The 25,367-nt window shown below is 70.3% G+C and carries 27 protein-coding genes; 13 read left to right on the top strand and 14 right to left on the bottom strand.

The genetic code is table 11. The annotated features are described in order from the left end of the window. Position 1: 1 nt before the first annotated feature. Both IEY88_RS13510 and IEY88_RS13505 read right to left on the bottom strand, forming a co-directional pair. Positions 2-1,498 (bottom strand): hypothetical protein, encoded by a 1,497-nt coding sequence (locus IEY88_RS13510; protein ID WP_189155031.1) that lies wholly within the window; start codon positions 1,496-1,498, stop codon positions 2-4. A 150-nt stretch (positions 1,499-1,648) separates the two neighbouring features. Continuing rightward, positions 1,649-1,807 (bottom strand): hypothetical protein, encoded by a 159-nt coding sequence (locus IEY88_RS13505; RefSeq protein WP_189155030.1) that lies wholly within the window; start codon positions 1,805-1,807, stop codon positions 1,649-1,651. Between the two features lie 124 nt (positions 1,808-1,931). Between IEY88_RS13505 and IEY88_RS13500 the strand changes: the two genes are divergently transcribed. Both IEY88_RS13500 and IEY88_RS13495 read left to right on the top strand, forming a co-directional pair. After that, positions 1,932-2,897 (top strand): hypothetical protein, encoded by a 966-nt coding sequence (locus tag IEY88_RS13500; RefSeq protein WP_189155029.1) that lies wholly within the window; start codon positions 1,932-1,934, stop codon positions 2,895-2,897. Between the two features lie 173 nt (positions 2,898-3,070). Further along, complete coding sequence (locus IEY88_RS13495) at positions 3,071-4,588, top strand: carboxylesterase/lipase family protein (protein WP_308425976.1); 1,518 nt, start codon at positions 3,071-3,073, stop codon at positions 4,586-4,588. A 12-nt stretch (positions 4,589-4,600) separates the two neighbouring features. Here the strand turns inward: IEY88_RS13495 and ligD are convergent, their stop codons facing one another. Next, a complete protein-coding gene (gene ligD, locus IEY88_RS13490; protein WP_308425975.1) occupies positions 4,601-5,596 on the bottom strand; it encodes a non-homologous end-joining DNA ligase in 996 nt (331 codons plus the stop codon). Between the two features lie 83 nt (positions 5,597-5,679). Between ligD and IEY88_RS13485 the strand changes: the two genes are divergently transcribed. Then, positions 5,680-6,456 carry a GAF and ANTAR domain-containing protein gene (locus IEY88_RS13485; RefSeq protein WP_229693344.1) on the top strand — a complete coding sequence of 259 codons (777 nt, stop codon included), beginning with the start codon at positions 5,680-5,682 and terminating at the stop codon, positions 6,454-6,456. 135 nt (positions 6,457-6,591) lie between these two features. Here the strand turns inward: IEY88_RS13485 and IEY88_RS13480 are convergent, their stop codons facing one another. Together IEY88_RS13480 and IEY88_RS13475 are read right to left on the bottom strand one after the other, a co-directional pair. Further along, entirely contained in the window at positions 6,592-7,911 is a 1,320-nt protein-coding gene (locus IEY88_RS13480; protein WP_189155028.1) for an alpha-lytic protease prodomain-containing protein, read from the bottom strand. A 195-nt stretch (positions 7,912-8,106) separates the two neighbouring features. Continuing rightward, a complete protein-coding gene (locus IEY88_RS13475; RefSeq protein ID WP_189155027.1) occupies positions 8,107-8,535 on the bottom strand; it encodes a DUF3995 domain-containing protein in 429 nt (142 codons plus the stop codon). Positions 8,536-8,596: 61 nt separating this feature from the next. On the opposite strand from IEY88_RS13475, the gene IEY88_RS13470 reads away from it, so the two are divergent. From IEY88_RS13470 to IEY88_RS13465, 3 genes are all read left to right on the top strand, one after another. Beyond that, complete coding sequence (locus tag IEY88_RS13470) at positions 8,597-9,172, top strand: TetR/AcrR family transcriptional regulator (RefSeq protein ID WP_189155026.1); 576 nt, start codon at positions 8,597-8,599, stop codon at positions 9,170-9,172. 97 nt (positions 9,173-9,269) lie between these two features. Continuing rightward, positions 9,270-9,401, top strand: coding sequence for a hypothetical protein (locus IEY88_RS45080; RefSeq protein ID WP_268241233.1), 132 nt, complete (start codon positions 9,270-9,272; stop codon positions 9,399-9,401). 86 nt (positions 9,402-9,487) lie between these two features. Next, the gene (locus IEY88_RS13465) at positions 9,488-9,751 is read left to right on the top strand and encodes a GlsB/YeaQ/YmgE family stress response membrane protein (RefSeq protein WP_189155025.1); all 264 of its coding nucleotides are present in this window, start codon (positions 9,488-9,490) and stop codon (positions 9,749-9,751) included. A 128-nt stretch (positions 9,752-9,879) separates the two neighbouring features. Here the strand turns inward: IEY88_RS13465 and IEY88_RS13460 are convergent, their stop codons facing one another. Together IEY88_RS13460 and IEY88_RS13455 are read right to left on the bottom strand one after the other, a co-directional pair. Then, complete coding sequence (locus IEY88_RS13460; RefSeq protein WP_189155024.1) at positions 9,880-10,536, bottom strand: response regulator; 657 nt, start codon at positions 10,534-10,536, stop codon at positions 9,880-9,882. Next, a complete protein-coding gene (locus IEY88_RS13455; RefSeq protein ID WP_189155023.1) occupies positions 10,533-11,672 on the bottom strand; it encodes a sensor histidine kinase in 1,140 nt (379 codons plus the stop codon). Before IEY88_RS13455 ends, IEY88_RS13460 begins: the two co-directional genes overlap by 4 nt. A 158-nt stretch (positions 11,673-11,830) precedes the next feature. Here IEY88_RS13455 and IEY88_RS13450 point away from each other — a divergent pair, with 158 nt between their 5' ends. The 3 genes from IEY88_RS13450 to IEY88_RS13440 all read left to right on the top strand — a co-directional run bounded on the left by IEY88_RS13450 (position 11,831) and on the right by IEY88_RS13440 (position 13,431). Continuing rightward, on the top strand, positions 11,831-12,304 hold the full coding sequence (locus IEY88_RS13450; protein ID WP_189155022.1) for a DUF6326 family protein: 474 nt from the start codon (positions 11,831-11,833) through the stop codon (positions 12,302-12,304). A gap of 159 nt (positions 12,305-12,463) precedes the next feature. Next, positions 12,464-13,156: a hypothetical protein gene (locus IEY88_RS13445; protein WP_189155021.1), complete on the top strand. Its 693-nt coding sequence runs from the start codon at positions 12,464-12,466 to the stop codon at positions 13,154-13,156. Beyond that, the gene (locus IEY88_RS13440; RefSeq protein WP_189155020.1) at positions 13,153-13,431 is read left to right on the top strand and encodes a hypothetical protein; all 279 of its coding nucleotides are present in this window, start codon (positions 13,153-13,155) and stop codon (positions 13,429-13,431) included. The genes IEY88_RS13445 and IEY88_RS13440 overlap by 4 nt, the downstream gene beginning before the upstream one ends. Positions 13,432-13,443: 12 nt before the next feature. Here the strand turns inward: IEY88_RS13440 and IEY88_RS13435 are convergent, their stop codons facing one another. From IEY88_RS13435 to IEY88_RS13420, 4 genes are all read right to left on the bottom strand, one after another. Further along, a complete protein-coding gene (locus IEY88_RS13435) occupies positions 13,444-13,866 on the bottom strand; it encodes an ATP-binding protein (protein WP_189155019.1) in 423 nt (140 codons plus the stop codon). A gap of 76 nt (positions 13,867-13,942) precedes the next feature. Continuing rightward, entirely contained in the window at positions 13,943-14,320 is a 378-nt protein-coding gene (locus IEY88_RS13430) for an STAS domain-containing protein (RefSeq protein ID WP_189155018.1), read from the bottom strand. After that, positions 14,317-15,558, bottom strand: coding sequence for a PP2C family protein-serine/threonine phosphatase (locus tag IEY88_RS13425; RefSeq protein ID WP_229693343.1), 1,242 nt, complete (start codon positions 15,556-15,558; stop codon positions 14,317-14,319). The genes IEY88_RS13430 and IEY88_RS13425 overlap by 4 nt, the downstream gene beginning before the upstream one ends. After that, positions 15,555-16,364 (bottom strand): alpha/beta fold hydrolase, encoded by an 810-nt coding sequence (locus IEY88_RS13420; RefSeq protein WP_229693342.1) that lies wholly within the window; start codon positions 16,362-16,364, stop codon positions 15,555-15,557. The genes IEY88_RS13425 and IEY88_RS13420 overlap by 4 nt, the downstream gene beginning before the upstream one ends. 238 nt (positions 16,365-16,602) lie before the next feature. On the opposite strand from IEY88_RS13420, the gene IEY88_RS45455 reads away from it, so the two are divergent. Further along, on the top strand, positions 16,603-17,016 hold the full coding sequence (locus tag IEY88_RS45455) for a hypothetical protein (protein WP_373294076.1): 414 nt from the start codon (positions 16,603-16,605) through the stop codon (positions 17,014-17,016). Beyond that, positions 17,013-19,301: a SpoIIE family protein phosphatase gene (locus IEY88_RS13410; protein ID WP_229693341.1), complete on the top strand. Its 2,289-nt coding sequence runs from the start codon at positions 17,013-17,015 to the stop codon at positions 19,299-19,301. The genes IEY88_RS45455 and IEY88_RS13410 overlap by 4 nt, the downstream gene beginning before the upstream one ends. Before the next feature lie 189 nt (positions 19,302-19,490). Here the strand turns inward: IEY88_RS13410 and IEY88_RS13405 are convergent, their stop codons facing one another. Both IEY88_RS13405 and IEY88_RS13400 read right to left on the bottom strand, forming a co-directional pair. Continuing rightward, positions 19,491-19,799, bottom strand: a complete 309-nt coding sequence (locus IEY88_RS13405; protein WP_189155017.1) for a hypothetical protein — start codon at positions 19,797-19,799, stop codon at positions 19,491-19,493. Positions 19,800-19,931: 132 nt separating this feature from the next. Next, entirely contained in the window at positions 19,932-20,168 is a 237-nt protein-coding gene (locus tag IEY88_RS13400; protein WP_189155016.1) for a hypothetical protein, read from the bottom strand. A gap of 587 nt (positions 20,169-20,755) precedes the next feature. On the opposite strand from IEY88_RS13400, the gene IEY88_RS13395 reads away from it, so the two are divergent. Beyond that, complete coding sequence (locus IEY88_RS13395) at positions 20,756-22,762, top strand: ATP-dependent Clp protease ATP-binding subunit (protein WP_189155015.1); 2,007 nt, start codon at positions 20,756-20,758, stop codon at positions 22,760-22,762. A gap of 118 nt (positions 22,763-22,880) precedes the next feature. Further along, positions 22,881-23,228 carry a hypothetical protein gene (locus tag IEY88_RS13390; protein ID WP_189155014.1) on the top strand — a complete coding sequence of 116 codons (348 nt, stop codon included), beginning with the start codon at positions 22,881-22,883 and terminating at the stop codon, positions 23,226-23,228. Here IEY88_RS13390 and IEY88_RS13385 read toward each other — a convergent pair. After that, positions 23,201-25,351 carry an ATP-binding protein gene (locus IEY88_RS13385; RefSeq protein WP_189155013.1) on the bottom strand — a complete coding sequence of 717 codons (2,151 nt, stop codon included), beginning with the start codon at positions 25,349-25,351 and terminating at the stop codon, positions 23,201-23,203. The genes IEY88_RS13390 and IEY88_RS13385 overlap by 28 nt on opposite strands. Positions 25,352-25,367 lie beyond the last annotated feature (16 nt).

The raw sequence follows: 25,367 nt of genomic DNA, 5'->3' as shown, positions 1-25,367 counted from the left end.
ATCAGTGTGGACCGGGTGCGCCCTTGATCCGGCAGCCGACGCCGCCCTGACTTTCCAGGCTGTGCTCGGCAGCGCCGACCGGGCTGGTGTGCACGGCCACCGCGACCTTCAGTTCCTCGACCAGCAAACGGACGAAGGCGTTCAGAACCGCCGCGGTGCCCGTGCCATTGGTCAGGTAATGGACCTGATCACCCTCGTCCGCGACGAACTCGCCGTTGAAGAAGTTGTAGACGGAACCGCTTTCCAGCTTGTGCCGGTGCACCGTCAACCCCCCGGCGGCGAGGTCGCGGGCCGCCAGCGCCTCCAGGCCGCACTGGAGACGCAGCTTAGCCGCGTGCCGCCGGCTGGCCTCGTCCTGGTAGGTCGCGAGCCTGGTCTCCGCCTCCGCGAGCTGAGCCCGGCTGTCGTTGAGCAGCACGACGCCCTTGCCGACGAACAGCAAACCCATGTCCAGGTGGAACTTCCCCGGCTGCTCGACGGGGATCACCTGCTGCACCGCGACACCCAGGTCTTCGGCGATCAACGCCAGCACCGGGTTGTCGTCGGCGAACAGGTACTCGCCGGCGGTCGCGGCGATCGAGTCCCGCCCGACCAGTGCGATCGTCTCCCCTGCCGCGTTCTCACCGACGATCAGATTGCCGCCCTCGGCGTAGAACCGGAGGTGTCTTGCCCTGCGATGCTGCCGCTCGAGCGCGGTCTCGACCATCTCGCGGGTCTGGCCCGCGACGACCAGCAGCCCTTCCGGCACCCACTCCTTCGACTTGACCGGACCGAGGACCTCGTTCGCGTAGGTGGCGTCCAGCAAGGCCGCCCATCGCGCCCGGCGCCCGGCCACCAGCCCCGCCCGCAACGCGGTGGCGTTGAACTCCTCCAGCACCGCCACCTCTCCGGACTGCAGGTACTCGACGCTGTCCTCGGCCCACTCGGAGGCCACCTGGTCGACGATGGTCCAGTGCGGGTCAAGGCCCTTGAACACGTCGTCTTTCCGCAGGTCGCGCTGCCCACCCTCGGTGGTGAGGACCCGCACTCCCAGCTTGAGCGCGCGTGCCTGGTCGGCGAAGAACCGAGCGTGGTCGAACTCGGTGGTCTTCCGCACGTTCTGCTGCCCGGTCTTGTAGTTGAAGACGATCACCTTGGTTTTCCCGGCAGGTGTCTTCTTCTGCGGCGGAACACCACCTGTGTCCGAAGGGCGCACCGCTGCTCTCATTGCGTCCTCCACCGCCGGGAGGTGCTGCTGCGCCTGCAAAGCCGGCAGATTCGCCCGCAGGGAGTGCAAGTCCCGCCGTGCCCATGTGCCGAGCTGCCGCAGCGCCGAGTCGAGCAACAGGTCCAGGTCCTCGAGGACCTTCAGGTCGTCCCTCTTCTTGGACATGTCGAGCAGCAAGCGCACGCACGAACCGCTGGGCAGTTCTTGCATCTCCTTCGACTTGCGTTCCGGCACCCAGTCGGTGTCCCACAGAACCGTTGCGGCCGGACCGAACCCCGTCTTGAACCTCATCGCGCGGGCTCCCCTCCTCGTGACTGACGCTTGCGCGTCCCGAGGTAGATCGCCGCTTCCGGCACCCGCGCAACGGCCGAGCCGTTGGTACTACTCGAAAGCACCAAGATCCGGCCGAGGAGCCGGTCGGGCAAGGTCGGCAGCCAGCTCTCAGAACAGGTGGCCCAGCAACCTGGTGATCGCGTCCAAGCTCTCGAGCAGGACGAGGCCGAGCTGCAGCAGGACGAGCCCGGCCTGAAGGGCGAGGACGGCCTGCTGCGACCGTCGACGCTGCGGCTGCCGGCGAGGTTCGCGGGAGTGCCTGCTCATCGTTGTCACCTCTCTGCGGGTCGGTGATCACAGGCAACTGGAAACGGTCTGACGTGGGTAGTTCGCGTGGTTCCTCTCAAGCGGAGGAATCGTTGCGGGCCACTGCCGGGGATACTCGGTCACCATGTATGACGGTCCGTTGGACGACGTGGCGACCAATGTGCGCACGAAGAGCGGCAGGTTGCTGCCCACCGGCCGGCGGCTGGCCAACAGCCCGGTCGTGCGGGCCTGCCTCGAGGGCGGCCGGCGTCTGGCCGAGCAGGAACTCCTGGGTTTCGCGGGCGAGGAGCACCTTCACCGTCCTCTGGACACGCTGACGCAGAAGAACATCGCCCGCGAGGCGGAGCTGATCTTCCAGGAAGCGCTTCGTGACGAACACGTCGCTCACGCACTGTTCGGAACGCCGCCCGACTGGAAGAAGGCCGGCACCAGGCCCTCGGTCGGCACCATGAAGGACCGGTGGCCCACTCTCGCCCTCTACATGGGCGACCTGGTCCGGTACGTGCTGCGGGAGCGGTATTCGCTGACCGACGGCATGCTCGACGAAGCGGCACGTGCCGAGCTGCGCGAGACGGCGGCGTTCAGTGCCGCGGTGGACAAGGTCGCCTACCACGACATGAAGATCGTCTACGCCGACGAGACCTCGGCGCGGTTCCAGTACCTGGTGACTGCCCTGACCGACTTCCACAAGCAGATCAGGGAAGCGCTCGACGGTGTGTACGAACACTCCTTCGGCTACTGGCGCGACCTCTACGCGGAGATCCTCGAGGCGCGCGGTGTCTCGTTGCGTCCAGGAATCTCGCTCAACGAGTTGACGATGATGTTGACCGGCATGGCACAGGGGCTCAGCCTGCGCCACATCGGAGCCGCCGGCGGCAAGGTGATCGATCACGCCAACCAGCGCTGCCTGCTGGGAAAAGCCTCCCAGATCCTGATCGCCGGTGCCATCGACCCGGGAGACGGCAGGAAGGTCGCGGATGTCGTCGACGAACTGATGGCCGTGCGCGTCCCGGTCGATGAGGACCGGAGGAAACCGCGACGGTTCCGTGCTCGGGTTCGGCGGCTCAGGCGCGGAAAGCAATGGCCATGACGAAGCGGGTCGAGCATCGAGCTTCCGCTCAGCGGAAACCCTTGCTTGTGCGGGGCGTGGGTGCGCCGAGTTCAATGGCCGAGATCCGGCAGGGGTCCGGCGACGGTCTCCCCGCGTCGGGGCCGGCCGCACCGAGCAGGACCAGGAGCATGCGATGACGGTGGTGGAGTCCCGTGGACCGGCGGACACCGCTGACCCGGTGGTCGAGACGATCTCCGGCCGGGTCGTGGGACGCGGGGAGTCCGGCCTGGCGGTGTTCCGCGGAATTCCGTTCGCCGAGCCGCCGGGCGGGCGACGCGAGGTTCGCCGCGCCCCGGCCCGCACATCGCTGGGACGGAGTGCGCGAGGCGTTCTCCTTCGGTCCCCCACCGCCGCAGGACCCTGGCATGCCGGGGGCCGTCTCGCCTTCCGGTGTCGCCGCCGGCGACGACTGGCTCACGGTCAACGTCTGGACTCCGGACCCCGGCCCCGCCGCCCGCCGGCCGGTGATGGTGTGGATCTACGGCGGCGCGTACCGCGTCGGTTCGGCGGACACGCCCGGCTACGACGCGAGCCACCTCGCCCGCGACGGCGACCTCGTCGTCGTGACCTTCAACCACCGGGTCGGTGTGGAGGGGTTCGCGTCGATCGACGGTGCTCCGGCCAACCGCGGGCTGCTCGACCAGGTCGCCGCACTGGAGTGGGTGCGGGACAACATCACCGCGTTCGGCGGTGACCCGGACCAGGTCACCGTCTTCGGTGAGTCGGCAGGCGCGGGCAGCATCGCCGCGTTGATGGCGATGCCACGTGCGGCCGGACTCTTCCACCGGGCCATCGCGCAGAGCGTGCCCGGCACGTACTTCTCCGACGCACTCGCGAAGGACGTCGCCGCCGCCATCTCGGCCGAACTGCGCCTGGGCCCGAGCGTGGCCGATCTGTCCGGGGTGGACCCGAGTGCGCTGGCCGCAGCCGGCGCGGCGGTCGCCGCCAGGCTCAGCGAGTACGCGGACCGCTGGGGTCAGGTCGCCCTGACGCCGACTCCCTTCTCCCCCGTCGTGGACGGCGACGTCCTGCCGTCCACTCCCTGGCAGGCCCTCGCCGGCGGCTCAGGCCGCGAGGTGCACCTGGTCACCGGGCACAACCGGGACGAGTTCCGCCTGTTCATCGCCCACGAACTCGGCCAGGTCGACGAAGCGCGGGCGGCGCGGGCACTGCGGGTCTTCGGCCCCGGACCTGACGGTGCGCGGGCCTACCGCGGCGCCTACCCGGACGCCACCGCGGCCCAGCTGTACGAACTCGTCCAGTCCGACTGGCTGTTCCGCATGCCCTCGCTCCACCTCGCCGAGGCACAGCTCGCGGGAGGCGGCCAGGCGCACATGTACGAGCTCACCTGGACCGCTCCTGCCCACGGCGGTTTTCTGGGCGCGTGCCACGGCCTCGACGTACCGCTGGTGTTCGGCAACCTCCACTCACCCATGGCACAGATGCTTCTCGGCTCCGAACCGCCACCGGCCGCGGAACTGCTGTCGAGGCAGTTCCGCACGGCCTGGACCACCTTCGCGGCAGCGGGCGATCCCGGCTGGCCGCGCTACGACAGCCACCAGCGGCTCACCCGTGTCTTCGACGTCGATCCCCTTGTCACCGCTTACCCCGAAACAGAGTCGCGCCGCCTTTGGCACGGCCACTCGTTCGACGCACTGCCCTTGCTCTGACCTGCAACGCTGTCACCGCCGGGGCGGCAGCACGACGCTGGACGGATCCCGGTCCGGACGCAGTCCGCGCCAGGCCGGGTGGCGCAGGCGGCCGTCCGAGGTCCATTGCCGGAACTCGACCTCGCCCACCAGCCCCAGGTCGACCCAGCGGGCGTCACGGGCGTGCTCGCGCGGTACCTCGACGTCGAACGCGCTGGTCGGGCGTGCCCGTCGCTCCAGGTCCCGTTGCAGGTCGGCGAGCACCTCACGGCTGAAACCCGTGCCGACGTGGCCCACGTAGACCAGGCGTCCCTGCTCGTCGTGGGCGCCGAGCAGGAGCGATCCGATCCGGCCCGCGCGGTTGCCCTGGCCTGCCCGCCAGCCGCCGATGACGACCTCCTGGGTGTAGCGGAAGGGGGTCTTGATCCAGGAGGGCGACCGGCGGCCGGGCTCGTAGGTCGACTTCGTCCGCTTGGAGACGATGCCCTCGAACCCGTACTGGCTCGCCACGTGCAGGACGTCGTCCGGCTCGGTGTCCGGGAAGGACGGTGGCACCTGCACCGCGTGGTTGCCGGGCAATGCGAGCTCGCTGAGCATGGCGCGCCGGACGTCGTAGGGCGTGTTCAGCAGTGATCGCCCGTCCAGGTGCAGCAGGTCGAACACGAAGTAGGCGATGGACGGCCGGGTGCGCCGCAGCTCCCGCACTCCGGGGGCGAACTTGTCACGTTGCTGCAGCAGGCCGAAGTTCGGGCGTCCCTCCTCGTCCAGCGCGACGATCTCGCCGTCGAGCACGGCCGTGCGGTGGTGCAGCAACTCCGGCAGGACGCCCAGCTCGGGGAAGCGGACCAGGAAGTCGAGGTCGTTGCGGCTGAACACCCGCACGTCACGGCCCTGGCAGTGTGCGAGACCCCGGTAGCCGTCCCATTTGAACTCGACGGCCCAGCCGTCGCTGTCGGGCGGGTTGCCCGGGGTGGCGAGCATGGGCCGGATGACGCCCAGCGGTTCTGCCGCTGTTGCCGCGCTTCCCACCTGGACACCTCCTCCAGCTGACCTCTAGTCATGGTCAGTGAGAATCGGCCACTTCGCAGCACGACGGGCTTGGCTACGGGCACGTGCCGTTCGGCACCAGGTTTAACCCGATGATCAATCCGGGTACAGGTGCTGGACACTTCGAATCCTGGTGTGGAGGCATCATGAGCCCGGCTGACGACGGCACCCTGAGAAAGCTGGCGGGAACACTGAGCGGCGTCGCGCGTACGCTGCAGGCGGAGCCGGACGTCGAGACGACGGTCAGCGCGATCGTCAAAGTCGCGCTCGACTACGTCGCCGGTGCCGAGTACGCCGGGATCGCTCTGGTCGAACGAGGCAGGATCCACACGGTCGCACCGACCGGCGAGATCGTCAGGGCCATCGACAAGCTGCAGTACGACCTCCGCGAAGGCCCCTGCGTGGACGCCATCGCCGAGCACCAGACCTACCGGGTCGGCAACGTCGGCCGGGAGAGGCGGTGGCCCTCGTTCGGCCCTGCCGCGGCCAGGAACGGCATCCACTCCCTGCTGTCCTACCGGCTCTTCGTGAGCGACAGGACACTGGGCGCACTCAACTTCTACTCAAGTCGCGTCGATGCCTTCGACCAACGCACCGAAGACGACGGCACGCTGTTCGCCACCCACGCCGCGATCGCGCTGATCGGCGCTCAACGGGAAGCGCAGCTCAGCCTCGCCATCGACAACCGCGACATCATCTCCACCGCCAAGGGCATCCTCATGGAGCGCCACGACATCGACGCCGCCGAGGCCTTCCGGATATTGGTGGAGGCCTCGCAGTCGGCCAATCTCAAACTGCACCAGACCGCGGCCTGGTTCGTGGAGAACCGCGGTCAGGGCTGAGCCCGCCGAGGCGTGATCGACGCGATGGGCGGGGTGAAGCGGACACCGGCGCCCGCTGGCCGCCTCCGTGCCCTGTTCGCACACCTGCCGTCCCCGGCGGCGAGGGCCGCCGGGAACGGTGGGAGGGCGTGGCCGTCAGAGCCGCTGCCAGAGGGCAGGGGTGTTCGGCGGCTCCCATCCGGGGACGGACGTGTGCGGCTGGATGACGCGGTAGGTCGCGCCGCCGTAGGTGACCTGGGCGCCGTTGGCGTAGTTGGTGTACGGGGCCCACGAGCCGCCACCGCCGGGGGGCGTGGTCGTGGTCGTGGTCGTGCTGGTCGGCGGGGTGGTCGTGGTCGGACCGGCGGAGGTCACCAGGCGCAGGTTGTAGACCTGCAGGATCTCGGTCAACGGCTGGAAGTAGATGGTGCCGCCGGTCTGGCAGTTGCCGGACCCGCCGGAGGTGACGCCCTGGGCCTGGTCGCCGGTCAGCCACGAGCCGCCGGAGTCGCCGGGCTCGGCGCAGGCGTTGGTGCGGGTCAGGCCGGTGATGGTGCCCTCGGGGTAGGTGACGGAGGCGTTCTTCTGCTGGATGGTGCCGCAGCGCCAGCCGGTGGTGGAGCCGGAGCGGCAGACCGAGGAGCCGACCGGGGCCTCCTGGGAGCCCGCGACCGGGACGGTGCCCGGGTAGCGGTTGACCAGGGCGCGCGGGGTGTTGCCCGCGTCGGTGCGGACCCAGGCGTAGTCGTTGCCGGGGAAGCTGCTGCCCTGGATGGTGCCGCCGGGGTTGGAGGTGCGGCCGCCGGTGGCTCCGCAGTGGCCCGCGGTGACGAAGCCGCCCTCGACCGCGAAGCCGATGGAGCAGCGGCCGCCGCCGGGCACGCCGTAGGCGTTGCCGCCGATGACGTCGATCAGCGGCTTGGGGTCCTCGGTGCTGGCCTCGAAGGCGACGATGTCGCCGCGCAGGCCCGACTCCGCCGCCCACGCCCTGGCCTGGTCCTCGCCGCCGGCGCGGGCGAGGACGACGATCTTGTTGGAGCGCACGTCGACGTACCAGCCGGGGACCGCGTCGGGCGCGGTGGTGGCCTTCGCGTCCAGCTTCGTCTTCGCGCTGTCCAGAGCGGACGCGCTGTGCTTCGCCGTGGTGGCGGCGGCGCCACGTGAGCGCACCGCGCTCGCCAGTGCCGGGTCGGTGACCGCGACCGTGAGGGTGCGACCTGTGCTGTCCAGCCAGGACCCGGCGTACGCCGGGCCGAGACGCGATTTCAGGGCGGCGTCGGTCTGGCCGGCGACCTTCTCGGCGTCGAGGCGTTCACGCGCCTGGTCCGAGGAGATGCCGAGGTCCCGGGCCATCGCGGCCAGCACGGCGGGATCTGCCGTGTCGGCCGCGGTGGCGCTGGTCGTCAGCGCCACCGCGATGGTCAACCCGGCCGCCGTGACCGCCGCCGTGGCGGCGGCGATGAGCTTGCGGTTCATGTCCGCTCCTTGCATGCAGGGTGATTGCGGGCAGACCGTACGACGGGGACCACACCAGTGGTACATACCAATTGGCCATAAGGTTGAACCACACGGAGCTGATCGCCGCAGCTCAGCAGCGGGTGCGGAGTTCCAGCGCTCCGCAGGAGCACGTCAACCTGGCCACGTCGTCCTCGGCCGCCGGCCCTCGAACGGTCACGGCGAGCCCTGGCCGAGCACCGCCACGGCGGCGCAGGAAACGGCGAGGACCAGGCACAGCGGCGAGTAGTACCGGCGATCGAGTCGCGCGAAGTCCGTGCTCCTGCGGGACGACATCACCAACCCGCCCACGCCGCGCAGCGCGAGCACCGCCGCGACACCGCCCGTGCCCAGCAACGGGAGCCATCCCGGCCCGAGGGTGGTGACCAGCCCGGCGCGGGCCACCACGAGGTAGCCGGCCACGCCGAGCAGCAACGCCACGACTGCCGTCAGTCCGGGCGCCGGCAGCTTCTCGACCGGCACGTCGACCACTCGGCGGGCGAACTCCTCACGGGTGCGCAGCGGCCACGGCGAGAACATCCACACGACGTGCAACGCGCCAACAAGCATCAGCACCGCAGCGGTGAACAGGGCCAACACGGTCATCGAGACCTCCACAACGTTCCATACAGTCCTGTATGGTTTTCCGTACAGTACTGTACGGAAGGTGGCGAAGCCCCGACTTTCCAAGCAGGACTGGCTCACCGCGGCGCTCACCGCACTGGCCGAGGGCGGGGTCGGCGCTGTCGCCGTCGAGCCGCTTGCCCAACGGCTCGGCATGACCCGCGGCAGCTTCTACTGGCACTTCACCGACCGGAACGCGCTGTTGCGCGAGGCGCTCGAGTGGTGGGAACAGCAGGGAACGCACGCGGTCATCGAACGGGTCACCGAGATCGCGGACCCGCGGGAGCGCATGCGCACGCTCTTCCGCATCGCGATCACCGAGGATCCGACCAGCGGGCTGGAGCCCGCGCTCGTGGCGCACGCCGACGACCCGGTGGTGGCGCCGGTCCTGCACCGCGTCACCCAGCGCCGCGTGGCCTTCCTCGCCGACGGATACGCCGAACTCGGCTTGCCGCCCACGCGGGCACGGCACCGAGCGGTGGTCGCGTACGCCGCCTACGTCGGCTGGGTCCAGCTCCGCAGAGCCACCCCGTCGGCGGTTCCGGAGATCGTGGACGATCCCGACGCTCTCACGCATCTCGTGGAGCACCTGGTCGGCGTGGACGCAGGACCTACATGACGTCCTGGCTGTCCGTTCGCCGGGCCCGCCTTGAAGTCACGGGGAAGCAGCCAGTCATGACTCGCTGAGGAATTTCAGTGCCTCGTCGACGAACTCGGTGTGGGAATGGAAGATTCTCGGGACGCTGCAGCTCTCCCGCGCCCTCGCGGGCCAGCGGCTCGCCGACGACGTCCCCGAACAAGGCATCCGCAACGCCCTCGCGGTCCTCGACACGGCGCCGCGGAACTGAGCAGCCGCCAGGCGTGCGCGACGGTTGATCGAGAGTCCGGCTGGGTACCTGGGTGAAGCAAGGCAATCAACTACCAGGAGGCTGACGTGATCGGGTTCATCGTCGCCGGACTGATCATCGGCGCGCTCGCCCGACTGATCAAGCCCGGCAAGCAGAACCTCGGCATCGTGGCGACGCTGCTGCTGGGGCTGGTCGGCTCCGTCATCGGCGGCACGATCGCCAACCTGCTCGGCACCGGAGACATCTTCGAGCTCAACGTGCTGGGCTTCATCATCGCCGTGATCGCGTCCGTGCTGCTCATCGGCGTCGCCGAGGCCGTCGCCGGTCGCAAGCGCACCACCGTGCGGTAACGACAGACCGAACTTCGACGGCCCTGGTCACCGAATGTGGTGACCAGGGCCGTCGAGGTTCGGTACGAAGACGCCAAAGCATTCGAACAGCCAGTCGGTCTCGAGGCCGGTGACGTTGTCGCGGAGAGCTAACTGGCTCTCACGCGTCTGGTGTCGTACGCCCACATCGCGATCTCGACGCGGTTGCGTGCGCCGAGCTTGGTCATCAACGATGCGACGTGGTACTTGACCGTGCTCAGGCCGACGAAGAGCTCGGCGGCGATCTCGGCGTTGGTCCGGCCCCGTGCCACCAGCGCGAGCACCTCCTCCTCGCGCTCGGTGAGCGGGTCGACGGGCTGGACCGGCACCACCGGCGCCTGGCCGGCGAAGATCGCCAGGAGCCGGCTGGTGACGTTCGGGGCGATCAGCGCGTCCCCGTTGGCCGCCGCGTGGATCGCCTGCACGAGGAGCGCCGGACCGGCGTCTTTGAGCAGGAAGCCGCGGGCGCCCGCGCGCAGGGCGCCGAGGACGTACTCGTCGAGGTCGAAGGTGGTGATCACGACGACCGCCATCGGGTCCGTCACGTCCGGCCCTGCCAGGCGCCGCGTCACCTCGACGCCGTCGAGGCCGGGCATCCGGATGTCGACGAGGAGGACGTCGGGACGCAGCCGGGTCGCCAGGTCGAGCGCTGCGAGCCCGTCCGCCGCCTCCCCCACGACCTCGATGTCGGGCTGCGCGCCGAGGATCATCACCAGCCCGGTCCGGACCAGGTCCTGGTCGTCGGCCACGACGACACGGATGCTCACGCCACCGCCTCCACCGGCAGCACGGCCTCGACCACCCAGCCGCCCTCCGGTCCCGGCCCCGCGGAGAGCGATCCGCCGAGGAGCTGGGCGCGTTCGGCCATGCCCAGCAGCCCGAACCCGGGCTCCGGGACCGGCCCCGGCCCGGTCTGCCCGTCGTCGCTGACACGCAGCCTGACAGCGCCACCTTCCCTGCGGACGTCGATCCCGACGCGGGTCACGCTCCGGGCGTGCCGTACGGCGTTGGTCAGCGACTCCTGCGCGAGCCGGTAGAGCGCGATGTCCACGGGTCGCGCCAGCCTGGTCAGCGCACCGTCCAGCGAGACCTCGACGGTGGGCGTCGCGTCGGCGCGGGCCAGAGCAGGCAGGTCCGCCACACCAAGCTGCGGCGTGTACGCGACGGCCTCCTCCTCACGCAGCACCCGCACCACGGATCTCATCTCCGCCAGGGTTCGCGACGCCTCAGCCTCGATCACGGCCAGGAACTCGGCGGCCTTCTCGGGCTGGATGCCGGCGACCACACCACCGGCCTGCGCCTGCACCGCGATGGCCGAGACGTGGTGGGCCACTGTGTCGTGCAGCTCGCGCGCCAGCGCCACCCGCTCCTCGTTGCGGATCTCGCGCTGCTGACGCCGCCAGAGGTCCGCGCGATAGCGGAACACCGCCGCGAGTGCGACGAACAACAGCAAGAGAACGGTCCCGCCGAAAACGTCGGTCAAGCCCGCGGCGGAGGCGTACATCCCCAGCGCGACGACGACTGCCACGAACGCCGTCCCCAAGACCATCTCCCGTCCCGAGCCCCACCGCACCAGGGAGTAGAGCAGGATCAGCACGGCAGTCATCGAGTGGAGGCCGAGTTCCCCGGTGTGCGCGGTCAACTGGAGGACCGAGAGCAGCCCGGTGACGCCCCACCCGGTCAGAACGGCCACCAGGGGGCTCCTCCGCCGCCAGAGCAGCGCGGGCGCCAGCGCCAGGGCGAGCACCGTGACGAGCGGTTGCCAGGCCACGCCCGGCAGAACGATGCCCTCGACCAGGGCGGCGGCCGCGAACACACCCACCAGCAGCCAGTCGAGACGACCGACGGGTGGGGCATCAGCAGGCCTCGGCTCACGCCAGAGGGAACGCCGGACAGTGACCACGGCACCAGCCTAGGGATCGGCGTGCCTCGGCGTACCAGCCGAAAGAACAGTTGGCGGACCGTGCCATCGGCCAGGCGGGACCGGCCTCGGGGCCGGGGCGCCCGCCGCCGGGCTCAGCGATCGTGGTCTCACCGATCCTCACCACAACGGAGCCCATGATGAGAACGCGTCAACCCACCGCCGCCGCGCTGGAGGACCAGCGGGTCCCGGTGAGAACCAAGCTCGCCGCGACGTGGACGAGCCTGATGTTCCTCTACGTCTACGTGGACATCCTCAACTTCTTCACGCCCGGCGTCATCCAGGAGATCCTCGACGGCAAGGTCTTCGAGTTCGACCTCTCCCAGACCTTCTCGACCGCGTCGCTGACCCTCATGTCCGTCCCGATCCTCATGGTCGTGCTGTCGATGACGCTGCCCGCCCGGGCGAGCCGCGTCACGAACCTCGTCGTGGCCTCGCTCTACGTCCCCGTGACGGTGTTCAACGCGGTGGGCGAGTCCTGGCTGTTCTTCTACGGCCTCGGCATCGTGCTGGAGTTGGTCCTCCTCGCCTTCATCGTGCGGTACGCCTGGACCTGGCCCCGCACCGCGCCGTCGGCGACCAGCCCGGACCGTGAGACCGTTCGCGCCCGGTAGCAAGCGCGGGCCCTCCTCCCGGCAGGGGCCTGGGCTCCGCACAGCCGCGTTCCGCCTGGTCGGAGGACCGGCCACCGATGGCCGGTCGGTGGCCTGGCCCCGGCACGACGTCCTGCCCTGTGATGACCGCGAACGTGGTGTCCCAGGAAGGGGAACGAGATGTCAACGGCCACTCCCGCGATGCAGGAGCGGGAACGCAGGCTCCGGTCGGTGCGGCTGGTGGAGGTCCTGGCCGCCGCCGGCGCGATCACGGTGCTGGTCGCCGGTGGGTACCTGGTCGAGGAGTTCGCGACCGGCCCGGCGCTGGCGACGGCCGGTGGCCTCGCGCTGCTGGTGACCGCGTCGCTCACGGCCCGGCGGATCCGGCGGAAGGTGCGGTACCGCGTCGACCGGCCGAACTCGACCGCGTGGCTGGCGGGGAAGATCGCCGCGGTGCTCGTGGGCGGCGCCGTCGTCGTCCTCGTCGCCCGGGCGCTGGAAGTGCCGTCGCTGCCGCGCGGACTGCTCGTGTTCGCCCTGGTCGGCTCGCTCCTGGCCGTCGTGAACCAGCACGCCGCCCGATGGACGCTGCTGCAGGTCGACGCCACGGGGGTGAGGCTGCGCCGGACCCACGTGCCGTGGCTCGCCGTGGCACGGCTCGACCTGGCCGATGCGGCACCGGGCCTCGTGGAGGTCGGTGTCCGGCTCGCGCCGGGGCACGTCGCCGGCGACGAGGCGGTACGGGGCACCGTGCTCACCGATCTCCCGGTCAGCACGGTGGTTCCCGGCGCGGCCGCCGGCGCGGACCGGCTCCGGCGGGCGATCGCCGAGTTCGGCGACCGGCCCGTCGAGGTCGCGGTGAGGACGCCGTGACCAGCGGGCCGGAACGGTCGCGGCTGGCCGCGCGCGAGGCGGCGGACGATCCCCGGCGCTACGGAGCCAGGCTCGACCCGGTCTACGCCGGCTACCTGTGCGGAATGGACGAGCCGGCCGGCATCAGTCGCGGCCGCCGCGGCGGCGAGGTGGTCCTCACCGCCGCGGCCGTCGCCTACCTGCAGCAGCTCCCGGCCGGGTGGGACGGCCACGTCGACGCCGGGAGGAGGCGGATCTACTTCGAGGGGGCGCCGCACCGGTTGAGCCGGCTGTGAGCAGGGCAGTCGCTACGCAGGGCGCGTCTCCCCCTCGGCGGACCAGACCAGCGCGTACACGGTCTTGCCGCCCTGGGCGAGAGGCCTGGCCCCCCACGCGTGCGTGATGTTGTCGATCATCACCATGCCCCGTCCTCGGTTGCCGCCGAGTCTGGACCGCCCGTAGACCGGCTGCTGCGCCGAACAGTCGTCCACTTCCACCACGACCTGGCACCCGATCCGGTTGAGGAGGATGCGCAACCGGCCGTCGCCGGCCGTGTGGTCCAGGACGTTCGACACGAGCTCGGTCACCACCAGCAGGACGTCGTAGCAGTGGTCCTCGTCCAGTTCGCGCAGAGCCTCGTGCACGCGCGACCGCACCACCGGCACCGACGTGTTCCGGTCGATCGGCAGGTCCATGACCACCGACCAGAACGTCTCGCCAGTGGTGGTCACGGTTGCGGTGCCTCCAGCGTGATGAACCGGACCGATCGGTGCCCAGCCCGGACCGCGGCGCGCGCTCGTCCGGCCATCACACGACACCGTCTTCCCGCGAGCCGGCCGGGCTCCAGGCCGCGGACGCGTCGTCTGCTGTCGGGTAGGTGGCGAACAGACCGGTGAGGCCGAGGATGTCCAGCGTTCTGCCCAGCTGGCGTGACACCGCGGCCAGGGCGAACCCTGCCCCCGCCCCGCGGGCGAGGTTGTGGGCCGAGACCAGGACGGTGATGCCGCTGGAGTCGCAGAACTCCAGTCCGGCCAGGTCCACGACCAACTGGTCGCCGGCGTTCAGCGACAGCTTCGTCATCGCACCGTGCGCGGCGGGCGCGGTGCCGGAGTCGAGCTCGCCGGCGAAGGCGAGGACCGTCCCGGTGGGGACGGTTCTCGTGGTGACGGCGAAGACACCGCTCATGAGTCGCTGCCGGGGACGCTGAGCGCGAGCAGGGCGGTGTCGTCCTCGACCCCGTCGCCGAAGCCGCGCAGCAGGTCGGTCAGGACGCGGATGACCTCGGCCGCGCCGGTCGCGTTCGCCGTCGCGAGGAAGGCGAGCAGGTCTTCCTCGCTGTAGCGGTCCGAGCTGCCGGTCGTGCGTGCTTCGGTGAGGCCGTCGCTGTAGAGGAGGAGGGTGTCACCGGGCCCCAGGCGTGTCGTGACCGCGGTGAAGGACGCGTTGGGCACCCCGCCGACGAGCATGCCGCGTGGGGTGTGCAGGAAGCGAGCGGTGCCGTCGGCTCGCACGACCACCGCCGGCGGGTGCCCGCCACTGGCCAGGGTGATCTCGCAGCCGTCCGGCACGGGAACGAGCGAACCGTAGATCACGGTGCAGAACCGGGCGTCGCCGGCGAGGAACCGTTCGTGCAGCACCGTGTTGAGGTTGTTCAGCACGCTGATCGGTTCGGGTTCGAACACGGCGGCGGCGCGCAGCGTGTAGCGGATCAGGGAGGTCACCACGGCCGCCTCGGCGCCCTTGCCGGACACGTCGCCGAGGAAGAATCCCCAGGTGCCACCGGTGAGGGGGAAGAGGTCGTAGAAGTCGCCGCCGACCTCGTCCACCGAGGCCGGGTGGTAGTGGGCCGCCGTCTGCAGTCCCGGCACCGTCATCAGCACCGGGGGCAGCAGGGTTTGCTGCAGGGTCGACGCGAGTTTGCGCACGCGATCCCGTTCCTCGTCGGCCTGTCGCCGGGCGCGCAGCAGCTCCCGTTCGTACGCGAGCCGGTCACGAGCGTCGAAGATCGTGATGCGGATCAACTGCGCGTCGCCGTCGCTCCCCCGCTTCACCGTCGACGTCACCAGCACCGGCAACTGCGTGCCCGCAGCGGTTCTCAACTCCAGCGCGAGACCGCCAGCTTCACCCTGCAACGCCAGCATCGGACCTATGTGGGTCTCGTAGTAGATACGGCCGCCCACGGTGAGCAGGTCGCTGAACCGCCGGCGCCCGATGAGCTCGGCACGCTCGAAGCCGAGCCAGCCGAGCAACGTCGTGTTGATCTTGGCGATCGTGCCGTCCATCAACGTGGAGAGGTAGCCGCACGGCGCGTGCTCGTAAAGATCTTCGGCGCTGTCCTCCAGCAACGCGGAGAACGTCGGAGCCACGCCGCCGGGGTCATCGTCGTCGGCGGCGTTCTCGGTCTCACCGGCCGCACGGATCACCGCGCACCCGCGAAAGCGCTGATCGCCTCTGCCGTCACTTCAGGAGCGCTGAGCTGCGGGCAGTGCCCGATGGCGTCCAGCGTCACCAGTTCGCTCCCGGCGATCTGCGCGTGGACGAACCGGCCGACCTCCTGCGACGCGATCGCGTCCTGCGCGGTCTGGATCACCAAGGTCGGCACCCCGACCTTCGGCAGGTCCGCGCGGTTGTCCGACAGGAACGTCGCCCTCGCGAACACCTGCGCGATGGCCGGGTCGGTGCGGCAGAAGCTGTTCGTCAGCTCCGCTCCGAGCTCGGGACGGTCCGGATTGCCCATGATCACCGGCGCCATCGTCGCCGACCACCCCAGGTAGTTCGAGTCGAGGGACTCCAGCAGCTCGTCGATGTCAGCCCGGCTGAACCCGCCCCGGTAGTCACCGTCGTCGAGATAACAGGGCGACGGCGTGAGCAGGACGAGCTTCGCGAACAGCGCCGGTTCGCGGTTCACCGCCAGCACCGCGATCATCGCCGACACCGAGTGCCCGACCAGCACGACGTCCCGCAGGCCGAGCTCGGCGCAGATCTCCAGCACGTCCTCGGCGTACGCGTCCAACGTCGCGTACCGGTCGGCCGACCAGGCCGACAGATCCGACCCACCCGCACCGACGTGGTCGAACAGCACCACCCGGAACGTCTTCGCCAGCACCGGGGCGACCAGCCTCCACAGGTTCTGGTCGCAGCCGTAGCCGTGCGCGAGCAACACGGTCGGACCGTCGGTGCGGCCGATGACGGTCACGTTGTGCCTGCTGCTCACGTCCACGTCGCTCATCGTGCCACCTGATCAGCTCCGACACCGTTCGCGGCGACGCCGACGCGCGGGTGTCGTCCGCGCGCCCGGCCCGTTCGTCCGACATCGTTCTTCCCCGGCGGCACGGGTCGCCGCGCCCGGAGCGCTGAGGCGGATGGGGGGCACCACTCCAGTAATGTCGTTGCGGTTCGCCGAGGTGAGCTTGAGCAGACAGGCGTACACCTCCACGTGGTTCAGCCGTGCAGTGGAGGACGCTGGAATGAGCACGACCACACCGGCAGACGGCTCCGCCGGTCAGGACACCGCACGAAGAGCCGCGGACCTGCGCCAGCTGCTCGCCGGGCTCACGGCGGTGCGCGACGGCGACCTCGGCATCCGCCTGCCCGGCGAGATCGGCACGGTCTGCAACGGCACGGTGGACCAGCTTTCGCCGTTCACCTCCGAAGTCACCCGCGGCGTCTGCGAGGTCGGCAGCCCGGGCGGCCAGGCCGAGGTGGCGGGTGTCGCTCAGAGCGCAATGACGGACCAGACAGACACCGCCACCCGCATGGTGCCCGTGCCGGCGCACCACACACGGCCGCTCAAGCTCCTGTCCAGTTTGGACGAACTGCGGGAGCGGATCGCGTTGCACCTCAACGCCGCCTGCGCCCACCGGTGGATGCGGGCCCGGTGACCCGGGACGAGGTGGACGTCGGCCGTCTCGCGGGCACCGTCAGCCGCCTGCGCACGGAGATCGACGCGGCACGAGCGGCCGCGGACGGCAGGGCATTGCTGGAGGTCGCCAAGGGAATCCTCGTCGAACGGCTGCGCTGCGGCCCCGCGCAAGCAGCCCGGCAGCTCGCGTTGCTCGCGAATAGCGCGGGCACCACACAGCTCGAGCTCGCCGTGGAGATCATCAACGAGGTCTCGGGCGACGAGCTCACCGCTGTTCCCACGCCGGCGGAGGAACCAGGCCTCGCGGCGGCGATTCGGTTGCGCACAGCGGAAAGTGGTGTCCTGCAGGCCGGCGACGCGCAGTCGGTGGCCGGGTCGCTGCTCACCCACGCGCTCGCACCGCTGGGCGCCGGCGCCGTGGCGATCTGGCTGGTGGGCGCCGACTCCTCGCTCACGCTCGCCGGGCACGCCGGGTTCGCGGCCGGTGAGGCCGGTCGCTGGCGCTACGTACCGCCGGGCGTGTCCACACCTGCCCGCCGGGCGGTGCTCGAACGGGAAGCGGTGTGGATCGCCGACCTCGGCGAGTCGGGGCTGCCCTCGGTCGGGTGCGATCTGCCCGGCCGCGTTGCCGTTCCCGCCGGGACCGGCGGCCGGATCGCCGGTGTGCTGGAGATCTGCTGGCACTCGACGCTCTCACCGCAGCCGCTCGGCGTGCGCGAACAGGTGGAGGCACTGGCAGAGCTGTGCGCCGCCGCCCTCGACGACGCGGTGCCCGCAGGTTTCTCCAGCCCGGCACCGTCCGAACTGGTCGGCCTGGCGGACGGCCTGCTCGACCCCGCGCTGGTGCTCGGCCCGGAAGTTTCTCCCGACGGCACGACCGCGGACTTCCGGGTGCACCACGTCAACAGCCAGTTCGCCGACATCGCGGGCCGGCCGCCGACCGCCGTCGCGGGGCAGTCGCTGCTGGAGTTCTATCCACTCGCCGCTGCCGAGGGTGGCCTGTTCGACAAGATCGAGCACGTGCACGCCACCGGCGAACCCTTCCGCGCGGAGCAGATGAGCCTCCCGGCGGTCGTCGACGACGTCCCACTGACCGTGACAGCGGGGGTGAGCATCACCCGGCACGGGGCGCTGGTCCTGATCGTGTGGCGAGTGCGGGACGAGACGGCACGACTCGCGAACCTGCTGCAGCACGCGCAGCGCCTCGGCCGCGTCGGCGGCTTCGAAGAGGACCAGGACAACGGCACGATCATCTGGAACAGCCAGCTCTACGCACTCCACGGACGCGACATCAGCTCCGGACCCGTGCCGCTGTCGGAGATCACCCGGTACGCGCACCCGGACGACGTACCCGCGCTCAGCGGGTTCGTGCACACCGTTCTGCGCGAGCACCGGCACGCGTCGGCGGCTTTCCGGCTGCAGCGCTCCGACGGCGTCACCCGGCACGTCCGCGTCATCGCGGAACCGGTGCTCGACTCGCGGGGCGCGTTGCTCGCCGTTCGCGGGGCCTACCAGGACGTGTCCGCGCAGCACTGGACCGAGGTCGCGCTGTCCGCGACCCAGGACCAGCTCGCGATCACCACCCAGGAGGCCGCCGAGCGCAACAAGCTGACGCTGCAGCTCCAGCAAGTGATCATGCCGCCGACACACCCCACGATCGACGCGTTCGGACTGCGCGTGGCGGTGCGGTACCGGCCCGCCGCGCAGGAGGAACTGGTCGGCGGCGACTGGTACGACGCCGTCGTCCTGCCCACCAAGCAGATCCTCGTGTCGGTCGGCGACATCACCGGCCACGGCATCAAGGGCGCGACCGGCATGGTGGTGCTGCGCAACGCACTGCGCGGGCTCGCCGCCACCGGCGCCGGCCCCGCACAACTGCTCACCTGGCTCAACCTCGTCGCCCACCACCTCGCCGACAGCATCCTCGCCACCGCCGTCTGCGGCCTGTACGACCCGCACACCCGCGTTCTGCGCTGGGCCCGCGCCGGTCATCCACCGCCGGTGCTGATCAGGAACGGACGTGGCGAACTGCTCCCGATGCTGCCCGGCGTGATGCTCGGCGCGATCGCTGAAGCGTCCTATGTGGAGGACGAGGTGGTGCTGGAACCGCGCGACACCCTGCTGCTCTACACCGACGGCTTGGTCGAGCGCAAAGACCTGGCGCTGGACGAGTGTCTGGAACGCCTCTGCGAGGTCGCGCGGGAACCCCGGACCAACCTCGACGACCTTCTCGACCACCTGCTCGCGCAGTCCGATTCCGACACGGACGACGACACGTGTGTCGTAGGCGTTCAGCTGCTGTGACAGCGACGCTTCCGCGGAACGCCCAAAGCGCCCGGCCGGGTGGTTCCAGCTGGGCGCCTCACGGCCGTACACGGGCCAGCGTGCGCGTGGACCGTCATCACCACGTACCGCGGCTGCGGGCGTACCGGCCCCCGAAGCTTCAGCCGGTAGCAACCCGGTGCGTCACGGCTTCACCTGGCGAACCGGGGTTCAGCGGTCCGAGTCGTGCTCGGACGAGTGCTCGACCTCGACGTCGATGTCGGGGTTCGCGCACAGACCGCTGTCGTTGTCGGACAGGACCGGCACCGCGATGACGTTGACGTCGACGTGGCACACGTTGAGGTCACTGAGCAGCTCGGAGTCCTCCATGTTGACCGCACCGACCTGGTGGGTGTGGTCGTACTGCGGGGCCAGTTCCTTCACGTCGTCCATCGCACCGCCCTGGGTGGCGAAAGCAGGCGTGCCCATCATCAGGAAACCCGCGCCGACAGCGGCGGTGGCGGCGAAAACCTTCTTCATCGTGGCGATCTCTCCTCGTGAACCAGTCGTCGATCTGCACGTGCAACGGAGGGAGGAGCGGAGCAAGCGCTGGACGGAAACCCCGCTCCCCCGTCCGAATCCGGCGGCCACCACGGCGGCCGCCGGCTCATGTCACTTGTCGTCGGGGTTGACGCACAGGCCGCTGTCGTTGCCCGACAGAACCGGCACCGCGATGACGTTGACGTCCACGAAGCAGGCGTTGAGATCGCTGAGAACCTCGGAGTCGTTCAGCTGGGCCACGCCGGTCTGGTCCGTGATGTCCAGCTCGGGGGCGTCGGCCAGCGCGGTGGAACCGATACCGAGGAAAGCGCCCGCGATAGCGACGGCCGCTCCTGCCTTCTTCAGCACAGAAATCTCCTAGTTCGTATTTTTCCCGGAGTGTTCGCTGCGGCAAATCTCGCCGCCGCAAGTCCGACGGGACCGTATCCAAACGGCCACGGAGATCCAAATCAGAAATCACGCGTTAGCGTGAACGCAGAAACTCTGCATCACACTTTCGAGTGGCACCTGATCTTCAATGTTTAAGAGTGTTACGGGCGTTGATCAGTCAGAATCGGTGAACCTCCGCACCGGGTTCCGCGATGGGGTGACCGAACTGGTGCATCGCGCCTCGACTCGGGCCAGGAACGGCATGACGCGTTCCTGCGGTGCGCCGGCGGGCGACCGGAAGTGCGACACGCTCTGGGTGCGGCTCCGGCATGGTCACAGGCGCATCCCGAGCGGGCGCGATGATGGACGTCCGATGCCGGATTTCGGGCTTGTGCCGGTAACTCGAAATCCCACTGGAAACAAGGGTGCGACCGGACTGACGCGAACCGATGATGATCGCGTCGCCACGTGCATCGCGGATCCGGGTGGTGTCCGGTCTGTGCGGACGACGCGCACAGTGGAGGATCGGAGGCGGAAGTCCCTCCAACGGGTGAAGGTGGCAGGCAGTGAGTGGTGACGACTGGGTGTTCGGCTTCGGGTCCCACTCGTGGGAGGACCTCGTCGGGAAGCTGTTCGGAGGGCTCGGCCAGCCCTCGTCCGCGACGAGGCGGACCGACCACTACGGCCGCGATCTCACCGCCGCGGCGCGCGACGGCCTGCTCGACCCGGTGATCGGGCGGGAGGACGTCGTCGACGAGGTGCTCGAGGTGTTGTCGCGGCGCACCAAGAACAACCCCGTCCTGATCGGTGATCCGGGCGTGGGCAAGACCGCGATCGTCGAGGGCATCGCGGCACGGATCGCCAGTGGCGACGTGCCCGCCACGCTCAGCGGCAGGCGGCTGGTCTCCCTGGACCTGGCGGGCATGGTGGCCGGGGCGAAGTACCGGGGCGAGTTCGAGGAACGGCTCGAGGGCGTGATCGAGGAGGTGGCCGCCTCGAACCGCATGGTGGTCCTGTTCATCGACGAGCTGCACACCGTCGTCGGCGCCGGCAGTGCCGAAGCCTCGCCGATGGACGCCGCGAACATCCTGAAACCCGTGCTCACGACCGGGCGGCTCCAGGTGATCGGGGCGACCACGGCCGAGGACTACCGTCGCCACATCGCGAAGGACGCCGCGTTCGAACGGCGGTTCCAGCCCGTCTTCGTCGCCGAACCGTCTCCCGGCGAGACGATCGACATCCTCCGCGGCCTGCGCCCCCGCTACGAAGCCCATCACGGGGTGCGGATCACCGACGAGGCGATCGTGTCGGCCGTCGAGCTGTCGGCCCGCTACGTGACCGACCGGTTCCTGCCGGACAAGGCGGTCGACCTGGTGGACCGCGCGGGCGCGCGCGTCAGGTTGCGGGAGAAGACCCCGATGCCCCCGGATCCGGCGGAGCTCGAACAGCGGGTGGCCCGGCTGAAACGGGAACGGGACACCGCTCAGGCCGAAGACCTGCCGTTCCTCGACGACGACCTGCGCCGCGCGATCGCCGAGCTGGAAGCTGCCCGCGCCGCGCTGGCCGACGCGCCCGAGGTCGGGCCGAACGATGTCGCCGAGATCGTGTCACGCAGCACGGGCATCCCGGTCGCCCAGCTCACCGAGGCCGAACGACACCGGTTGCTGCACCTCGAGGAGCACCTGCACCAGCGGATCATCGGGCAGGACGAGGCGGTGGAAGCGGTGGCCGACGCGGTCCGCCAGGGCCGTGCCGGCCTCAAGCACCCGAACCGGCCCATCGGCTCGTTCCTGTTCCTCGGCCCGACCGGGGTGGGCAAGACCGAGGTGGCGCGGGCGTTGGCGGAGACGCTCTTCGGCTCGCAGGACCGGCTGATCCGGTTCGACATGAGCGAGTTCGGCCAGCAGCACACGGTGTCCCGACTGATCGGCGCGCCCCCTGGCTACGTCGGCTACGAGGACGCCGGACAGCTCACCGGCGCGGTCCGGCGGGTGCCGTACTCGGTGCTGCTGCTGGACGAGATCGAGAAGGCGCACTCCGACGTCTTCAACACCCTGCTGCAGGTGCTCGACGCGGGCAGGCTCACCGACTCCCAGGGACGCACCGCCGACTTCGCCAACACCGTGATCATCATGACCAGCAACATCGGCGCCGACCAGCTGCTGGCCGCGGGCACCTCGGGCGTCGACGTGGAACAGCTGCGCGGATCGCTGATGTCCGCGGTGCGCCGGTACTTCCGCCCGGAGTTCCTCAACCGCGTCGACGAGATCATCCTGTTCCGCGGCCTCGACCCCGCCCAGCTGCGGCAGATCACCACGCTGCTGCTCGGCCCCACCCGCCATCGGCTGCGCGAGCAGGACGTCACGCTCGAGGTCGACGACCAGGCCGTCGACTGGCTCGCGGCCCGCGGCTACATGCCCGAGTACGGCGCGCGGCCGCTGCGCCGCACGATCACCAAGGAGCTCGACCGGCGACTGTCCCGCGCACTGCTCGCGGGCGAGTTGCGCGGCGGGCAGCACGTCCTCGTCACGGTCGTCGACTCGGACCTGGCGCTGACCATCACCACCCCCTGACATCGCAACGGATGGCGTGCGGGGGGCACGGTGGAGAACGACGCGGCCCGGGGTTCCACGGCCGTGGCCGTTCAGCGGACGGTCTGCCCGCACACCGGTGCCAGCTAGGGTGGCCCGCATGGGCGTCTCCCTCTACTACACGGCTCGCCGCGCGACCCCGCTGACCGGCGCCGAGCTCGCGGCGGTCGGCCAGGCCGCCGACAGCTCCAACGCGGGCGCGCCGTTCTCCCGGGAAGAAGAGGGGCTGTACCTCTACGACCGGCTGGAGCAGGGAACGGTGCTCGACGGGTCGACCAAGCTGCCCGCCGCGGATGAGCGGGCGGTCCCGTCGCTGGTGCACTGGCTGGCCGCGGTCACCGCGTTGCGCCGGGCGGTGCCGGACGCGGACTGGACCTTCACCCTCGACGACTACGAGATCGAGTGGGACGACCACACCGGCTACCGCTTGCCCGGCCTCGACGACTGACCCTCCAGCTCGGCGAGCTTCGCCCGCACGTCCTGGGCGTCCGGGTGGGAGAGCCGGTCGAGCAGCGTGAGCGCCTGGCGCCACACCTTCTCAGCGGCGGAGCGGTCGCCCATGACGAGGTACGTGTCGCCCATGCGCGCCCAGGTGGTGGCTTCGGTGTAGCAGTCACCCAACTGGCCGGACAGAGCTATGGACTGCTCGTAGTGGCGGAGGGCTTTAGCGTGGTCGTCGAGGTGGTGGTGGATGTAGCCGAGGCTGTCGAGGGTGTCGGCCAGGCCCGGCCGGTGCTCCAGGTCCCGGAACAGCGCCAGGGCCGCCTCGCAGTTGACGCGGCCTCGCGCGTGGTCGCCGAGCAGGGCCTGCTCCCAGCCGAGCTGGTCGAGGGCGCGGGCCTGTCCTGCCCGGTTCCCCGCCGTGCGGAACAGGTCCAGGGCTCGGGCGGCGTGGTCGACCGCCTCGGTGTAGCGCTCCTGCAACTCGCGCACCCAGCTGAAAGCGATGTGCGTGCGCGCCTGGCCGAGCGGTTTCCCCATGTCCTGGTAGAGGTCCAGGGCGTGCTGGAGGTGTGAGGCCGCCTCCTCGTAGCGTCCCAGACGGATGGCAGCGCGGCTGAGAAAGCGGTGCGCCCGGGCCTGGGCGGCACGGTCGTTCAGGCGCGTCGCCGCGGACAAGGCGGCCTGCTGGGTCGTCACCCAGTCCTGCCAGTGCCCCTGGCGTTCGAAGTAGGTCGCGAGTGTCCAGGCCAGCTGCCAGGCGTGGACGTCGAGTCCGTGCCGGATCGCCTGGTCGATGAGGACCGGCAACGTGGCGTGTTCGGCGACGAACCAGGCCAGTGCCTGTTCCTCGTCGGCGATGTCGAGTGGCGCTACGTCCGGAGCCGGCTGCCGCAGGTCGATGCGCTCCCGCTGAGGGGCGATCCGGCGATCAGCGGCGGAACAGGTCTGCAGGAAGAAGTCGAGCACTCGGCGGACCGCGGCTTCGCGCCGTGCGCCCGTCTCCTCGGCCGCGGCCAGTTCGGCGGCGTAGCTGCGCAGCAGGTCGTGGAACTGGTAGCGGCCGGGGCTGGGCTGCTCCAGCAGGTGGGCACGGGTCAGTTCGGCCAGGGTCGCTCGTACCTCGGCCAGGGGAACACCCGCCAGGGCGGCCGCCGCGGGCGGGCTGATGGTGGGGCCCGGATGAACGCCGAGCAGGCGGAACAACCTGGCGGCGCTGGAGGTGAGGGCGCGGTAGGACCAGGAGAAGACCGCGCGGGCACCGCTGTGGCGGTCGCCGGCGTCGAGGACGTCGAGCCGCAACCGCTCGTCCCGCAACTCCTCGGCCAGGGTCGTCAGCGGCAGGTCCGGATGCGTGGCCGCGTGCGCCGTCACCAGCCCCAGGGCGAGCGGCAGGCGGGCGCAGAGCTTGATGAGCTCCTGAACGGCGCCCCGTTCGGAGTCGACCCGTCGCGCGTCGAGGCGCCGAGTCAGGAGTTCGACCGCCTCCTCGTCGGACAGGACCTTGAGGGTCATCGGCCGCGCGCCTTCCCTGGCGATCAGGCTGGTGAGCTGGTCCCGGCTCGTGACGAGCACCACGCAGGTCGGGTTGCCGGGCAACAGCGGACGCACCTGTTCCGAACTGTGCGCGTTGTCGAGCACCACCAGCACCCGCCGTCCCGCCAGCAGGCTCCGGTACAGGGCGACCTGGGCGTCGAAGCCGGTGGGGATCCGGTCGGGGGCGATCTGGAAGGCGTCGAGGAACCCGCGGATCGCCTCGGCCGGGTGCACGGGCACACCGGTCGGGTCGAACCCCCGCAGGTTCACGTACAACTGGCCGTCCGGGAACCGCGCGACCGCCTGGTGCGCCCAGTGGACGGCCAGGGTCGTCTTGCCCACGCCCGCCGTCCCGCTGACCGCGGAGATGACCAGCGTCGTCACCTCCGACGCGCCGTCGTCGAGCACCGCGGTCAACCGGGAGAGCTCCGGCGCGCGCCCCACGAAGTACGGGAACGCGCCGGGCAACTGCTGCGGCGTCACCCAGGAGCGGTCGACCTGGTGGAAGTGCACTCCGCCCACCACCGAGTTCGCCTGGACGACCGAACCCGTGACGGTGCCGGTCACCTCGTTGTCGCTGCTGGTGACGCCCACTCCGCACACCTCGTCG

This window comes from Lentzea pudingi (genome assembly GCF_014646255.1).
Taxonomy (GTDB): domain Bacteria; phylum Actinomycetota; class Actinomycetes; order Mycobacteriales; family Pseudonocardiaceae; genus Lentzea; species Lentzea pudingi.
This window is presented reverse-complemented; position numbering and strand designations above follow the sequence as displayed.

Excerpts from the sequence above, each read along its gene's own strand:
- IEY88_RS13405 (WP_189155017.1), bottom strand. The coding sequence starts at position 19,799 with ATGAAGAAGGTTTTCGCCGCCACCGCCGCTGTCGGCGCGGGTTTCCTG.
- IEY88_RS13445 (WP_189155021.1), top strand. The coding sequence starts at position 12,464 with ATGTCAACGGCCACTCCCGCGATGCAGGAGCGGGAACGCAGGCTCCGG.
- IEY88_RS13420 (WP_229693342.1), bottom strand. The coding sequence starts at position 16,364 with ATGAGCGACGTGGACGTGAGCAGCAGGCACAACGTGACCGTCATCGGC.
- IEY88_RS13500 (WP_189155029.1), top strand. The coding sequence starts at position 1,932 with ATGTATGACGGTCCGTTGGACGACGTGGCGACCAATGTGCGCACGAAG.
- IEY88_RS13430 (WP_189155018.1), bottom strand. The coding sequence starts at position 14,320 with ATGAGCGGTGTCTTCGCCGTCACCACGAGAACCGTCCCCACCGGGACG.
- IEY88_RS45455 (WP_373294076.1), top strand. The coding sequence starts at position 16,603 with ATGAGCACGACCACACCGGCAGACGGCTCCGCCGGTCAGGACACCGCA.
- IEY88_RS13475 (WP_189155027.1), bottom strand. The coding sequence starts at position 8,535 with ATGACCGTGTTGGCCCTGTTCACCGCTGCGGTGCTGATGCTTGTTGGC.
- IEY88_RS13390 (WP_189155014.1), top strand. The coding sequence starts at position 22,881 with ATGGGCGTCTCCCTCTACTACACGGCTCGCCGCGCGACCCCGCTGACC.
- IEY88_RS13480 (WP_189155028.1), bottom strand. The coding sequence starts at position 7,911 with ATGAACCGCAAGCTCATCGCCGCCGCCACGGCGGCGGTCACGGCGGCC.
- IEY88_RS13510 (WP_189155031.1), bottom strand. The coding sequence starts at position 1,498 with ATGAGGTTCAAGACGGGGTTCGGTCCGGCCGCAACGGTTCTGTGGGAC.
- IEY88_RS13450 (WP_189155022.1), top strand. The coding sequence starts at position 11,831 with ATGAGAACGCGTCAACCCACCGCCGCCGCGCTGGAGGACCAGCGGGTC.
- IEY88_RS13505 (WP_189155030.1), bottom strand. The coding sequence starts at position 1,807 with ATGAGCAGGCACTCCCGCGAACCTCGCCGGCAGCCGCAGCGTCGACGG.